The following is a 13,115-nucleotide window of genomic DNA, read 5'->3' on the forward strand; positions in this document are numbered from 1 at the left end:
TGTGGGAAAAGGCACCAGGGTGGGATTGATCATGCCCAACAGCACCCGCTGGGTGCAGGTCGCTATCGCCTTGACCCGCGTCGGGGCGGTGCTGGTTCCGCTGAGCACCTTGCTGACGGCGCGGGAGCTGGCCGCCCAACTGCGGGCCGCCGCGGTGCAATTGCTGGTCAGCGTCGAGGAATTCCGCGGGCACCGCTACCTCGACGACCTCGCACCGCGGACCGAGCTGCCCGCCCTGCGTCAGGTCTGGACGGCCGACCGGCTCGCCGACGCGACCGCCGGCCTTCGAGCCCGCCGACTGGTCGACGCCCTGACGGAAAGGGTCAAGGCCGCCGACCCGTTGGTCATCATGTTCACCTCCGGCAGCAGTGGGCCCCCCAAGGGAGTGATGCACTCTCACGGCAGCGCGCTTGGCGCGGTCCGGTCGGGCCTGGATGCGCGATGCATCACCCCCGACACCCGTCTGTATCTCCCGATGCCGTTCTTCTGGGTGGGCGGCTTCGGCAGCGGAGTCCTGTCCACGCTGTTAGCCGGCGCCGTCTTGGTGACCGAGGAGATACCTCGGCCCGAGACGACACTGCGACTGCTGGAGGCCGAGCGGGTGACGTTGTTTCGCGGCTGGCCCGACCAAGCCGAGACGCTCGCGCGCCACGCCGCCACCGTCGGCGCCGACCTATCGGCCCTGCTACCCGGAAGCCTGCAGGCCCTGCTCCCGCCCGAAAAGCGGGCCCAACCCGGCGCCCGGGCCACGCTGTTCGGCATGACCGAGGCGTTCGGTCCGTACTGCGGCTATCCCGCCGACACCGATATGCCGGTGACAGCGTGGGGCAGCTGCGGAAAACCCTTCCCCGGCATGGAGGTTCGCATCGTTGACCCCGAGAGCGGCGATCCCGTCCCGGGCGGAAATGTCGGCATGATCCAGATTCGGGGACCGCACACACTGCGCTGCATCTGCGGCCGCGGCCGAGAGGACGTGTTCACCGTCGACGGCTTCTACCCCACCGGCGACCTGGGCCGCGTCGACGAGGAGGGGTTCCTGTTCTACCACGGACGCGGCGACGACATGTTCAAGGTCAGCGGCGCCACCGTCTATCCCGGTGAGGTCGAACAGGCGCTGCGCACCATCAACGGCGTCCGTGGCGCCTTCGTCACCAACGTGCCCACAACGGCGGGCCAGCGGGTCGGTGCGGCCGTGGTGTGTGACGGGGCGGTGTCCGCCGATCATCTGAGTCGTTGTGCGCGAAAGCTGCTGAGCGCCTTCAAGGTACCGACGGTCTGGCTACCGCTGACATGCGACGACGACGTCCCGCGCGGCGGCACCGGCAAGGTCAACCTACCTCGACTGCGGGAAATGCTGAGCGACGCGAATCGGGATCAGGAGACCCGGGTCCAGGGTTGACAGTTCTGCGACTCGAACGCCTTGACCGAGGTGTTGATGTTGGCGTACATCGGACCGATCGAGGTATTCGTCTGCAGCACATGGTCCTTGTTCGCATCGGGCGTGCTGTAGGTGAACCACGAGCACATCGACTCCTGCGTCGGCACGTTGTTTATCCAGACACCGAAGACCGACCCCGAACCACCCGTGTGGTAGAGCCCCGGCGCGATGTCCACACCCACCACGAAGACACCGTTGCCGGGAATCGGGTCGAGCATGTCGGCGACGGCCGGCGGCGCCAGGGCGACAGCTGACACAGTCGCCACGAATACGGCCGCTGCGCGAATAGTTCGGGGCACTTTTCCTCGCTTTGTGTTCTTGTCCCCCTTGAGAGGGCAGCCTATGCCGAGGCAGGCGCGCAAGACAACGGTTAGCCGGACGGCGGACGGCTCCCCTCGACGACCACGCCGCGCGCGGTGAGGTGGTCGATCAACGGAACGGCGCCCGCGGCCAGGTGTTGCGCCATCGCCGCGCGTGCGAGCTTCTCGTCGCGCTTTTTCAGCGCGGACAAGATCCGGCGGTGGTCCCTCATCGACTGTTCGGGCCAGCCTTGGATGGCGGGAAACACCGATTCCGGTGCGTAGCGGGTGATCTGGGACATCAGCTGGGCGAGTTTGGGCGAGTCCGCGGCGACGTTGATGGCCCGGTGGAATTGGTGGTTGAGGCGCACCGTGCGCTCGTCGTCGTCGCCGGCGTAGGCGTCTTCGAGCTCCGCCTGGATTTGTTTGAGTTCGCGCAGTTGGTCGTCGCTGATGTTGGTCGCGGCCCGCGCCGCGAGTTCGCCGCCGACGTGTGCCTGCACATTCGCGACGTCGGTGACGTCGCGACCTGTCACCGGCAACACCATGAAACCGCGTCGCGGCTGTTGGGCGATCAAGCCCTCTGCGCGCAGGGCAAACAGCGCTTCCCGCACCGGTGTGACGCTGATTCCCAACTCGGCGGCCAATTGGTCCAGACGGACGTAGGACCCCGCGACGTAGGTGCCATCGAAGATCCGCTGGCGGATCAAGCGCGCGACGTCGTCGGAAAGCTGCGGTCGCGCCGCGAAATCCGGAACCGTCATCGCTACACCTGATACTCGGCGAGCAGCCGCTTGCTGATGATGGACTTCTGGATCTCGCTGGTTCCCTCGCCGATGAGCAGGAACGGCGCGTCACGCATCAGCCGCTCGATCTCGTATTCCTTGGAATAGCCGTAGCCACCGTGGATCCGGAAGCTCTGCTGAGTGACTTCGGTGCAGTATTCGCTGGCCAGGTACTTCGCCATCCCGGCGGCCACGTCGTTGCGCTCGCCCGAATCCTTCAGCCGCGCCGCGTTGACCATCATCAGGTGTGCCGCTTCGATTTTGGTGGCCATCTCGGCCAGCTGGAATGCGATGGCCTGATGCTCGGCGATGGGCTTGCCGAAGGTGTGGCGCTGCTGGGCGTAGCGGACGGCGAGTTCGAAGGCGCGGATGCCGACACCGCACGCCCGGGCCGACACGTTGACCCTGCCGACTTCGATCCCGTCCATCATCTGGAAGAAGCCCTGCCCGGGGATACCGCCCAGAACGTCATCGGCGCCGGCCCGGTAGCCGTCGAAGATGAGCTCGGTGGTGTCGATCCCCTTGTAACCCAGCTTGTCGATCTTGCCCGGTATGACCAGGCCGGGCACGACTTCGCCGAAGCCCGTCGGCTTCTCGACCAGGAACGCCGTCAGGTTCCGGTGCGGCTTGTCCGCGCCTTCGTCGGTGCGGACCAGCACCGCGATCAGCGTCGAGCTCCCACCGTTGGTCAGCCACATCTTTTGCCCGTCGATGGTGTAGTCGCCGTCGGGCTGGCGCCGGGCCCGCGTCCGGATCGCGGCGACATCGGAGCCCAGCTCGGGCTCCGACATCGAGAAGGAGCCCCGCGTCTCGCCGGTCGCCATCCGCGGCAGGAACCGCTGCTTCTGCGCATCGGTGCCGTGCTGGCGCAGCATGTAGGCCACGATGAAATGGGTGTTGAGCACCCCGGACACACTCATCCAGCCGCGCGCCAGCTCCTCGACGCACAGCGCGTATGTCAGCAGCGACTCCCCCAGGCCGCCATACTCCTGGGGAATCATCAGCCCGAACAGGCCCATGTCGCGCATCCGGTCGACGATGTCCTGTGGGTAGGTGTCGCCGCGCTCCAGCTCGGCGGCGTTGGGGATGACTTCCTTCTCGACGAATTGCCTTACGGTGTCGATGATTTCGGTCTGGAATTCGGTCAGGCCGAGGGTCTGGGCGAGTTTGGTCATGCGTCGTCTTTCCGTTTCGGCTTGCTCAGCAAGCGATTGTCTTCGCGTCCGTCAGGCGGTCGATGTCGCCGGGCGTCAAGCCCAGGCGCCGCTGCAGGACCTCGGCGGTGTCTTGACCCAGGGCGGGCGCCGGTGCGCCGGCGGGGTGGGCGCCGTCGAACGCAACCGGCAGGCCGGGGGCGAAGTACTCCCCCAGGCCCTCCTGACGCAATCGGGAGAAGAGCGGGTTCCCGGTCACCTTCGGGCCGGCCGCGACCTCGGCGAAGGTGCGATACCGCTCGAACAACACCGTGGTTGCCGACAGAGCGGCGATGATCTCCTCGGCGGTGTGGTCGGCGAACCAGGTGGCGAACAGCCCGGACAGCACGTCGCGATAGCGGTAGCGGTCACCCTCGGATTCGAAGTCGACGCCCAACGCGTCGGCGAGCGCGCCCACCGCGGCGCCGGTGCCCGTCACGTCGACGAGGTCGCGAAAGTGCCTGCGGGTCAGGGTGACAACCATGAACCTGGCACCGTCACGGCTGGCGAAGTCCTGGCCGTACTGGCCGTAGATGGCGTTGCCCAGTCGCTGGCGTTGGGAGCCGGTGACCTGCGGCTCGGTCAACAGTCCCAGGTTTCCGGCGGTGGCCAGCGCGACATCCTCGAGCGCCAGGCTGATCCGCGTGCCCGCACCGGACGCCTCACGGCGGCGGAGGGCGGTGACGACGGCCAGCGCGGCGTACAGGCCGCAGCAGACATCCCAGGCCGGTAACACGTGGTTGATCGGGCCGGCATGTTCGGCCGGGCCGGTGACGAGCGGGAAACCGATGCCGGCGTTGACCGTGTAGTCCACCCCGGTCGACCCGTCGCCGCGCCCGAGCAGCTGCACGTGGATGACGTCGGGGCGCCCGTCGGCCAGGGCCTGGTAGCTGAGCCAGGGCAAGCCGGCGGCGTTGGTCACCACCACACCGTCCCCCTCGACGATGAGCCGCCGGACCAGGTCTTGCCCTTCCGGGGAACGCAAATCGATGGTGGCCGAACGCTTTCCCTTGTTCAGCCCCGTCCAGTAGATCGACGTGCCGTCCGCCGCCAGCGGCCACCGCTGGACGTCGGAAGCGCCACCGATCGGGTCGATCCGAATCACCTCGGCACCAAGCTGACTCAGCGTCATGCAGCACAGTGGGGCGGCGACGAAGCTGGACACCTCGACGACGGTGAGACCACTCAGGGGCCCGATCACGTCGGGGCGACCCGCTCGAACACCGCGGCCAGGCCCTGGCCGCCGCCGATGCACATGGTCTCCAACCCGTAGCGGGCCTCGCGTCGGGTGAGTTCGCGGGCCAGGGTGGCCAGCATCCGCCCGCCCGTCGCTCCGACCGGGTGGCCCAGCGAGATGCCCGATCCGTGCACGTTGGTCCGCTCGTGGTCGGCGGCGCCGAAATTCCATTCCCGCATCACGGCGAGCGCTTGGGCGGCGAAGGCTTCGTTGAGTTCGATGAGGTCGATGTCGGCCAGCCGCAGGCCCGCCTTGCCGAGCGCCGCCTCGGTCGCGGGCACGGGCCCGATGCCCATCACGTGGGGCGCCACCCCCGCGAGCCCCCATGACACCAGGCGGACCAACGGCGTCAGACCGTATTCGTCGGCCTTCTCGGGAGTGGTCACCACGCACATCGAGGCCGCGTCGTTCTGCCCGCTGGCGTTGCCGGCCGTGACCGTCGCCTCCGGATCCTCGCTTGCCAGCACGGGTTTGAGCTTGCCCAACGATTCCACCGAGGTGTCGGGGCGCGGATGCTCATCGGTGTCGATCAGCTCCTCGCCCTGGCGCGTGCGCACCGCCACCGGGATGATCTCCTCCGCCAGGATCCCGTCCTTCTGCGCGGCCACCGCCCGCTGGTGCGACCGCACGGCGAGCTCGTCCTGCTCCAGACGGGAGATGCCGTACTGGCGGCGCAAATTCTCGGCCGTCTCCAGCATGCCGCCGGGCACCGGGTGGTGGCGCCCGCCGGCGGTGGTGCGTCCTCGCGCGAGCCCGTCATGCACGCGGACACCGGTTCGGGCACCGCCCCAACGCATGTCGGTGGAATAGAAGGCGACGTTGCTCATGCTCTCGCAGCCACCGGCGACGACGAGATCGTGATCACCGTTGCCCACCTGCAGGCAGGCCTGGATGACCGCCTGCAGGCCCGACCCGCAGCGGCGGTCGACCTGCATTCCGGGAACCGTCACCGGCAGGCCGGCGTCCAGGGCAACCACCCGCCCGATCGCCGGCGCCTCGCTGCTGGGGTAGCAGTGGCCGAGTACGACGTCGTGCACCGCCTCGGGCGCGATGCCGGTTCGTTCGAGCAGGCCCTTCAGGGCGGTGACGCCCAGGTCGACGGCGGTCAGCGACTTGAACATCCCGCCGTAGCGCCCGATCGGCGTCCTGACGGGTTCACAGACAACGGCTTCACGGACCGCGCTCATAGGTGTCGGCCGCCGGTGATTTCCATGACGGTGCCGGTCATGTACGACGACAGATCGGACGCCAGGAACAGCGCCACGCCGGCGACCTCGCTGGGCTCACCGGCCCGGCCCATCGGCACCTCGGCGACCTTCGAGTCCCAAATACGCTGCGGCATAGCCTCTGTCATGGCGGAGCGGATCAAACCGGGGGCGATCGCGTTCACCCGGACACCCAGGTAAGCCAGCTCTTTGGCCGCGGCCTTGGTCATACCGACGATGCCCGCCTTGGCCGCCGAGTAGTTGGTCTGCCCGACCATGCCGACCTTGCCCGAGATCGAGGACATGTTGATGATCACACCCCGCTTGTTTTCTCGCATGACCGCCGCCGCGAGCCGGGTGCCGTTCCAGGTGCCCTTCAAATGCACGGCGATGACCTGATCGAACTGCTCCTCGGTCATTTTGCGCATGGTCGCGTCGCGCGTGATGCCGGCGTTGTTGACCATGATGTCCAGGGTGCCGAAGCGCTCAACCGCGGTTTGGATCAGGGTTTCGACGTCGGACGCCTCCGTGACGTCGCAACGGACCGCGATCGCGACGTCGTCACCGCCCAATTGCTTGGCCACGACCTGGGTTTCCTCGAGATTGACGTCGCCGAGCACCACCCGGGCACCCTCGGCGACAAAGCGCTCCGCGATGGCAAGCCCCAGCCCTTGCGCTCCGCCCGTGATTACCGCGGTCTGACCTGCCAACAACGACACCTGGTCACATCCTTCACTGTTGTCTCCACCGTCGGACACCCCTCAAGGCAAATATCATATTTGATATAGGATCCTGCTCTGAACCGGGGTGCCCCGGACCAGGAGAGGAGCGTGGAGTCGATGGCCACCGCCGAAATCGCCGAAGTCTCGGACGACGATTTCCGAGAGATCCTCGCTCAGACAAGACAATTCGTCCGCGGCACCGTCGTCCCCCGCGAGCAGGAAATCCTCGAGCAGGATCGCGTTCCGGACGACCTCCGAGACGAAGCCAAGAAGATGGGCCTGTTCGGCTACGCGATTCCGCAGGAGTGGGGCGGCCTGGGCCTCAACCTCATGCAAGACGTCGAGCTGGCGATGGAGTTGGGCTACACGTCCCTGGCGCTGCGTTCGATGTTCGGCACCAACAATGGCATCGCCGGACAGGTGCTGGTCGGCTTCGGCACCGATGAGCAGAAGGCTCGCTGGCTGGAGTCGATGGCGTCCGGCGACGTCGTCGCCTCCTTCGCCTTGACCGAGCCCGGCGCCGGTTCCAACCCGGCCGGTCTGCGCACCAAAGCCGTTCGCGACAACGGCGATTGGGTGATCTCTGGGCAGAAGCGTTTTATCACGAACGCGCCCGTCGCCGATCTGTTCGTGGTGTTCGCGCGCACCCGGCCGGCCGACGACCAGGGCCCGGGAATCGCCGTCTTCCTGGTGCCCGCGGACGCCGCGGGCGTCGAGGTGGGGGCCAAGGACGCCAAGATGGGCCAGGAAGGCGCCTGGACGGCCGACGTCAGATTCGACGACGTCCGCGTCGGACCCGACGCGCTGATCGGCGGGAACGAGGACATCGGCTATCGAGCGGCGATGACCTCGCTAGCCCGCGGCCGGGTGCACATCGCCGCCCTCGCGGTGGGCGCCGCTCAGCGCGCGCTCGGCGAATCGGTCTCCTACGCCGCCACCGCGACACAGGGCGGCACGCCGATCGGGCACTTTCAGTTGGTGCAGGCGATGATCGCCGACCAGCAGACCGGGGTGCTGGCCGGCCGCGCGCTGGTCCGCGAGGCCGCCCGTCTCTGGGTCTCGGGCGAAGACCGCAGGGTCGCGCCGTCGGCGGCCAAGCTGTTCTGCACCGAAATGGCCGGCAAGGTCGCCGATCTCGCGGTGCAGATCCACGGGGGCAGCGGCTACATGCACGGTGTTCCGGTCGAGCGCATCTACCGCGACGTCCGACTGCTGCGGCTGTACGAGGGCACCAGCGAGATTCAGCGATTGATCATCGGATCAAACCTCGTCAAGGCGGCACAGCGTTGACGGGGCGGCCGACCCCAGCAGAGGAGCAGCTATGAGCGGAAAGCTTGCAGGCAGAGTCGCATTCATCACCGGAGCGGCGCGGGGGCAGGGCCGGGCGCACGCCGTTCGCCTCGCGCGCGAGGGGGCCGACATCATCGCCGTCGACATCGCCGGCAAGCTCCCGTCCTGCGTCCCCTACGACCCGGCGACTCCCGACGACCTGGCCGAGACCGTCCGCCTGGTGGAAGAGACGAATCGCCGGATCATCGCCTCGGTCGTGGACACGCGCGACTTCGAGGGACTCCGCCAGGCCGTCGAGGACGGCGTCGCCGCGTTCGGGCGGCTGGACATCATCGTCGCCAACGCCGGCGTTGCGGCTCCGCAGGCCTGGAACGACATCACGCCGGAGAACTTCCGCGATGTCATGGACATCAACGTCACCGGCACCTGGAACACCGTGATGGCCGGCGCGGACAAGATCATCGAGGGCGGGCGGGGCGGATCCATCATCCTGATCAGTTCCGCGGCCGGCATGAAGATGCAGCCGTTCATGGTTCACTACACCGCCAGCAAGCACGCCGTCACCGGGATGGCCCGGGCTTTCGCCGCCGAGCTGGGCAAGCATTCGATCCGGGTCAACAGCGTTCATCCCGGGCCGGTGAACACGCCGATGGGAACGGGCGACATGGTCACTACGGTGGCCAAGACCATGGAGACCAACCCGCAGCTGTCGCACGTGCTCACGCCGTTCCTGCCGGACTGGGTTGCCGAGCCCGAGGAGATCGCCGACACCGTGTGCTGGCTGGCCAGCGACGAGTCCCGCAAGGTCACCGCCGCCCGGATCCCCGTCGACCAGGGGTCGACGCAATACTGATCGGCGGCTCGGGAATAGATTCGCGGCAGCGGCGATTGCAGGCCACATGAAAGCCTTCACCGAGAGCGAACGTCAGGAGTTCTTGGCCGACACACACGTGGCGGTGCTGTCCGTCGACGCCGCCGACGGCCGGCCGCCGGCCAGTGTTCCCATCTGGTACGACTACACCCCCGGCGGGAACGTCCGGATCATGACCGGGGCGGCCAGTCGCAAGGCCCGACTGATCGATCGGGCCGGCAAGGTGACGCTGGTGGTCCAGCGCGAGGAAGTGCCGTACCAGTACGTGGTGGTCGAGGGCACCGTTGTCGACACCGCCAAGCCCGCACCCGCCGACGTGCAGGAGGCCATCGCGATCCGCTACCTCGGCGAGGAAGGCGCGCGGGCGTTCATCCGCAGCATGGAGGGTGTGGAAGAGGTCATGTACACCATCCGCCCGGACCGCTGGATGAGCGCGGACTTCACCGGCGACCTCTGAGGTCTCAGCCGATCAGCTCCAGCGTCCCCAGCTCGCGGATCGCTTGACAACCGCGGCCCAGCATGGCCAGCACCATGTCGTCGCCGCGCTCGGTCGCGGCGGCGAACGCGAACCCCAGCGCCGAAATCAGCGGTGCCTGCAGCACCCCGAGTCGGTAATCGCGCCAACACGTTTCGGCGTCGTAACCGGTGACACCGCCCGCCGTGAGCGCGCGATGGTAGTCGGCGACCAGCTGTTCTTCGATGCTCGCGCGCAGCTCGGGGTTGAGACTGGTCGCGGTGAAGTAGGCGAGATCCCTGGCCGGCAATCCGACGCCCAGCGTCTGCCAGTCGACCACACTGACCCGGGTTAGGCCCGGATCGAACAGCAGGTTGTCCAAACGATAGTCGCCGTGCAGCAGCGCGAACCGGTCGTACTCGGAGAGCAGCCACGGCGTGATCAAACCCATTGCGCCGCTGAAGGTATCGCGGTCTTGAGCACTCATCCGGTCACCCAGCTTGTCCAGGGTGATGTCGGCGCTCATCTTCGCCACCTCGCCCATGCCGCCCGCGCCCGCTTCATCCGGCCTGCCGAACGCGATGCCCGGGAAATCCAGCCAGACCGGATCGCACCAGCTGGGCGCGTGCAGGCCGGCCAGGGCGGTGACCGCGAGGCCCGCTTCTCGCTCCCCGCACCCCGCGAGCTGATCGCCCTGGAGCGCAGGGGCCTGATCGGCGAGCAGCAACGCGAATTCCATGGCATCGTCGGTGATCTCGGAGTAGAAGCAGCGCGGCGTCGGCACCTGCACCCGGTCTGCGACGGACGAGTAGAACGCGCATTCGCTGCGATATCCGATGACCACCCGGTCGCGCACCGTGTCGTCCTGCGCCGGCAGCTTGATGACGAACGTGTGCGGCAGGTCGCCGGGATCCGTCGCGTATCGCGCGGAGACCCGGTAGGTTGCGCCGGTCTGCCCGGTGCCGATGGCGACCACGTCGACGTCGGCAACCTCCACGGACGTGCCACGCCCACTGAGCGCGGCCGACAACCACTCCGGGGTCACGTCGCCCGGATACCGCGGAATCGACACCACAGCACTCATGAACAGCACGCCTCCTGTACCCGGACAGCCCCGTCCGACTGACAAACTGTAAGGCATACCGCAAGAGCCGCGGTCGACAACGGTGAGCTAGTCGGCGAGAATCCGCCATTCGGCGGCCTCGTGCTGCTGGCGCCAGAACTCGTCGAAACGCCCACCCGCCGCGAGTAATTCGCCGACCGTCCCGTCCTCGATCACCCGGCCCTCGTCGAGGAACAGGACGCGGTCGGCGTGGCTGATACTGGCCAGCCGATGCGCGACCACCACCTGGGTGCGCGATCGCGGGTCAAGCGTCAGCGCATCGACCACCGCGACCTCGTTTTCGGTGTCCAACGCGCTGGTCGCCTCGTCGACCAACAATATCGGCGCAGGCTTGAGCAGCGCCCGCGCGATGCTGACCCGTTGGCGTTCACCGCCGGACAGCGCCGAGCCGGCCTCGCCGACTACCGTGGCAGCGCCCTCGGGCAGTCGCGCAATGAGTTCGTCGACGCGGGCCAGCGCCACGGCCCGGGCGAACCGCTCCTCGTCGGCGCCCGGATCACCGGCCAACACGTTGTCGCGGATCGACCCATGGAAAAGGTACGGATGCTGAAAAACGACGGTGCTCGCCGCCCGACGGGCCTCGGCGTCCAGCGTCACCGCGTCGACGCCGTCGATCAAGACGCGGCCGCGACCGGGTTCGTGCAGGCCGGCGATCAAACCCAGGATGGTGCTCTTGCCCGATCCCGACGGCCCCACGATCGCCGTCGTGCTGCCGGGCTCCAAGGTGAAGCTCACCCCGTCGAGCACCCGTGCGGTCGCGCCGTCATAGCTGAACGTGACGTCGTCGAACTCGATGCGGGGCGCCGCCGCGCTCGGCAACGTGGCGGTCCCGGCGTTCATCAGCGGCGCGGTGAGGACGGCACGAATGCGGTCGAGCGTGGCGCGGGTGCTCTCCAACGCCGGCGCCAGCTCGCTGATCGTGGTGAACGGCTCCAGGTAGCGCACGATCACGACGATGAGGGCGATGGCTTCGGGGACGGTGACGGTCTTGTTGATGGTCATCGCCGCGGTCGCCCCGGCCAGCAGGATCAGCGACAGCTGGCTGGCGAGGCTGAACAGCAGCTGGCCGGGAACCTGCATGGACAACAACCGCATGGTTGCCCCGTGCTGGGCGGTCAGGGCATCGCCGACCAGGCTGCGCGCCGGCTCGACCCGGCGCGCGGCCCGCAACGCCTGCTGGGTGCGGGCGAATTCGATGATCCGTTCGGTGAGCACGCTGTTGGCCTCGTCGGCCGCGGCATCCGAGCGCCTGGCCAGCCGCCCCGACGCCCACAGCGCAGCCAGCAGCAGCGGCACACCGCCCAGCGCGGCCAGCCCGAGCTGCCAGGAGATCGGGAGCAAGGCGAGCCCAATGGCCGCGGGCAGCAGGATGGCGGAGGTCAGCGGTGTCAGCAGGTTGACCACCAGACCGACCAGTTCCGGCCCGGTGGCGGCGATCGCCTGCCGCGCGGTCGCGGTGCGCTCGGCGGTGAACCACTCCAGCCGCACCCGGGGCAACCGGTCCGCCAGGTCGTGCTGGCTGTGGTCGAGCACGGCGAAACCGAGTTCGAAGCCGATGCGCGCAGTCGCGGTGTCGATGCCCCAGCCGATCACGGTGGCGGCGGTGAGCCACGCCAGCCACGCCAGCGCGCGCCCCGGCGCGTCGCCGAACAGGGCGCCGATTAGTGGCACCAGCAATACGGTGGCCACCGCCCGCACCACCACCGAGACCCATGCAAGCGCGGCATAGGCGATCACCCGGGCGCGGCGATCCGCCGGAACCAGGCCCAACCACGTGCGGATCATCGCGCCCCCTCCTGGGCCGTCGTGACCACCCGATCCCGCCGGCCGCCGTCCCACAGCCGTCGATAGCGGCCGTCGGCGGCCAGCAGCTCGTCGTGGGCGCCGCGTTCGGCGACCCGGCCGTGGTCGAGCACGACGATCTGATCGGCGCCGGTGATGGTGTGCAAGCGATGGGCGATCACCAGCACGGTGCGGTCCTGGGTCAGCCGGTTGAGGGCTTGCTGCACAAGGTATTCCGACTCCGGATCGGCGAACGCGGTGGCCTCGTCGAGGATCAGCACCGGGGTGTCCGCCAGGATCGCGCGGGCGATGGTGAGCCGCTGCCGTTCACCACCCGACAGCCCGCCGCCCGCTCCGAGCACGGTGTCGTAGCCGTCCGGATCCGGCAAGTCGACGCTGGCCGCCCTGCTCGCCCGGTTCCACGACGTCGAGAGCGGCGCCATACGCATTGGCGGACAGGATATCCGGTCGATGACCGCCGATGAGCTCTACGCGAAGGTGGGGTTCGTCCTGCAGGAAACCCAGCTGGTGCACGGCACCATCGCGGACAACATCGCCCTGGCCGTCCCGGACGCCACCGCGGCGCAAATCGAGGAGGCGGCGCGCCAAGCGCAGATCCACGACCGGATCATCCGATTGCCGGACGGCTACGACACCGTGCTCGGAGCGGGCGGCGGGCTGTCGGGTGGTGAACGGCAGCGGCTCACCATCGCTGT

At 68.2% G+C, this 13,115-nt stretch carries 12 protein-coding genes and 2 pseudogenes; 5 read left to right on the forward strand and 9 right to left on the reverse strand.

All coding sequences use genetic code 11. The features are described 5' to 3' along the window. A partial coding sequence (locus A5692_RS20515) for a class I adenylate-forming enzyme family protein (protein ID WP_068059157.1) occupies positions 1–1,399 on the forward strand: 1,399 nt, incomplete at its 5' end. On the opposite strand, the gene A5692_RS20520 is transcribed toward A5692_RS20515, so the two are convergent. From A5692_RS20520 to fabG, 6 genes are all read right to left on the reverse strand, one after another. Then, a complete protein-coding gene (locus A5692_RS20520; RefSeq protein ID WP_068059159.1) occupies positions 1,375–1,737 on the reverse strand; it encodes a hypothetical protein in 363 nt (120 codons plus the stop codon). The two genes, A5692_RS20515 and A5692_RS20520, sit on opposite strands and share 25 nt — an antisense overlap. Positions 1,738–1,808: 71 nt before the next feature. Next, entirely contained in the window at positions 1,809–2,501 is a 693-nt protein-coding gene (locus A5692_RS20525; protein WP_068059161.1) for a GntR family transcriptional regulator, read from the reverse strand. 2 nt (positions 2,502–2,503) lie between these two features. After that, positions 2,504–3,697: an acyl-CoA dehydrogenase family protein gene (locus A5692_RS20530; RefSeq protein ID WP_068059163.1), complete on the reverse strand. Its 1,194-nt coding sequence runs from the start codon at positions 3,695–3,697 to the stop codon at positions 2,504–2,506. Between the two features lie 25 nt (positions 3,698–3,722). Further along, complete coding sequence (locus A5692_RS20535; protein WP_068059165.1) at positions 3,723–4,916, reverse strand: CoA transferase; 1,194 nt, start codon at positions 4,914–4,916, stop codon at positions 3,723–3,725. Further along, the gene (locus A5692_RS20540) at positions 4,913–6,139 is read right to left on the reverse strand and encodes an acetyl-CoA C-acetyltransferase (protein ID WP_068059167.1); all 1,227 of its coding nucleotides are present in this window, start codon (positions 6,137–6,139) and stop codon (positions 4,913–4,915) included. Before A5692_RS20540 ends, A5692_RS20535 begins: the two co-directional genes overlap by 4 nt. Further along, positions 6,136–6,876 (reverse strand): 3-oxoacyl-ACP reductase FabG, encoded by a 741-nt coding sequence (gene fabG, locus A5692_RS20545; protein ID WP_068059177.1) that lies wholly within the window; start codon positions 6,874–6,876, stop codon positions 6,136–6,138. The genes A5692_RS20540 and fabG overlap by 4 nt, the downstream gene beginning before the upstream one ends. Before the next feature lie 120 nt (positions 6,877–6,996). On the opposite strand from fabG, the gene A5692_RS20550 reads away from it, so the two are divergent. Genes A5692_RS20550 through A5692_RS20560 form a run of 3 tightly spaced genes read left to right on the forward strand, consistent with a single transcriptional unit; the run spans position 6,997 to position 9,497 of the window. Then, positions 6,997–8,169 carry an acyl-CoA dehydrogenase family protein gene (locus A5692_RS20550; RefSeq protein WP_068059179.1) on the forward strand — a complete coding sequence of 391 codons (1,173 nt, stop codon included), beginning with the start codon at positions 6,997–6,999 and terminating at the stop codon, positions 8,167–8,169. Positions 8,170–8,200: 31 nt separating this feature from the next. After that, on the forward strand, positions 8,201–9,022 hold the full coding sequence (locus tag A5692_RS20555; RefSeq protein WP_068059169.1) for a mycofactocin-coupled SDR family oxidoreductase: 822 nt from the start codon (positions 8,201–8,203) through the stop codon (positions 9,020–9,022). A 46-nt stretch (positions 9,023–9,068) separates the two neighbouring features. Further along, on the forward strand, positions 9,069–9,497 hold the full coding sequence (locus tag A5692_RS20560) for a pyridoxamine 5'-phosphate oxidase family protein (protein ID WP_068059171.1): 429 nt from the start codon (positions 9,069–9,071) through the stop codon (positions 9,495–9,497). 4 nt (positions 9,498–9,501) lie between these two features. Here A5692_RS20560 and A5692_RS20565 read toward each other — a convergent pair whose 3' ends face one another. From A5692_RS20565 to A5692_RS20575, 3 genes and pseudogenes are all read right to left on the reverse strand, one after another. Further along, entirely contained in the window at positions 9,502–10,578 is a 1,077-nt protein-coding gene (locus A5692_RS20565; RefSeq protein ID WP_068059181.1) for a phosphotransferase family protein, read from the reverse strand. Between the two features lie 87 nt (positions 10,579–10,665). Next, entirely contained in the window at positions 10,666–12,402 is a 1,737-nt protein-coding gene (locus tag A5692_RS20570) for an ABC transporter ATP-binding protein (protein ID WP_068059173.1), read from the reverse strand. Then, positions 12,399–12,788: pseudogene (locus tag A5692_RS20575) on the reverse strand (ATP-binding cassette domain-containing protein); the annotation flags it as partial. The pseudogene A5692_RS20575 and the gene A5692_RS20570, both read right to left, overlap by 4 nt. Here A5692_RS20575 and A5692_RS20580 point away from each other — a divergent pair. Next, positions 12,772–13,115 (forward strand): annotated as a pseudogene (locus tag A5692_RS20580) (ATP-binding cassette domain-containing protein); the annotation flags it as partial. The pseudogenes A5692_RS20575 and A5692_RS20580 sit on opposite strands and share 17 nt — an antisense overlap.

This window comes from Mycobacterium sp. E342 (assembly GCF_001667665.1).
Classification (GTDB): domain Bacteria; phylum Actinomycetota; class Actinomycetes; order Mycobacteriales; family Mycobacteriaceae; genus Mycobacterium.

Excerpts from the sequence above, each read along its gene's own strand:
- A5692_RS20560 (WP_068059171.1), top strand. The coding sequence starts at position 9,069 with ATGAAAGCCTTCACCGAGAGCGAACGTCAGGAGTTCTTGGCCGACACA.
- A5692_RS20555 (WP_068059169.1), top strand. The coding sequence starts at position 8,201 with ATGAGCGGAAAGCTTGCAGGCAGAGTCGCATTCATCACCGGAGCGGCG.
- A5692_RS20540 (WP_068059167.1), bottom strand. The coding sequence starts at position 6,139 with ATGAGCGCGGTCCGTGAAGCCGTTGTCTGTGAACCCGTCAGGACGCCG.
- A5692_RS20525 (WP_068059161.1), bottom strand. The coding sequence starts at position 2,501 with ATGACGGTTCCGGATTTCGCGGCGCGACCGCAGCTTTCCGACGACGTC.
- A5692_RS20550 (WP_068059179.1), top strand. The coding sequence starts at position 6,997 with ATGGCCACCGCCGAAATCGCCGAAGTCTCGGACGACGATTTCCGAGAG.
- A5692_RS20530 (WP_068059163.1), bottom strand. The coding sequence starts at position 3,697 with ATGACCAAACTCGCCCAGACCCTCGGCCTGACCGAATTCCAGACCGAA.
- A5692_RS20565 (WP_068059181.1), bottom strand. The coding sequence starts at position 10,578 with ATGAGTGCTGTGGTGTCGATTCCGCGGTATCCGGGCGACGTGACCCCG.
- A5692_RS20570 (WP_068059173.1), bottom strand. The coding sequence starts at position 12,402 with ATGATCCGCACGTGGTTGGGCCTGGTTCCGGCGGATCGCCGCGCCCGG.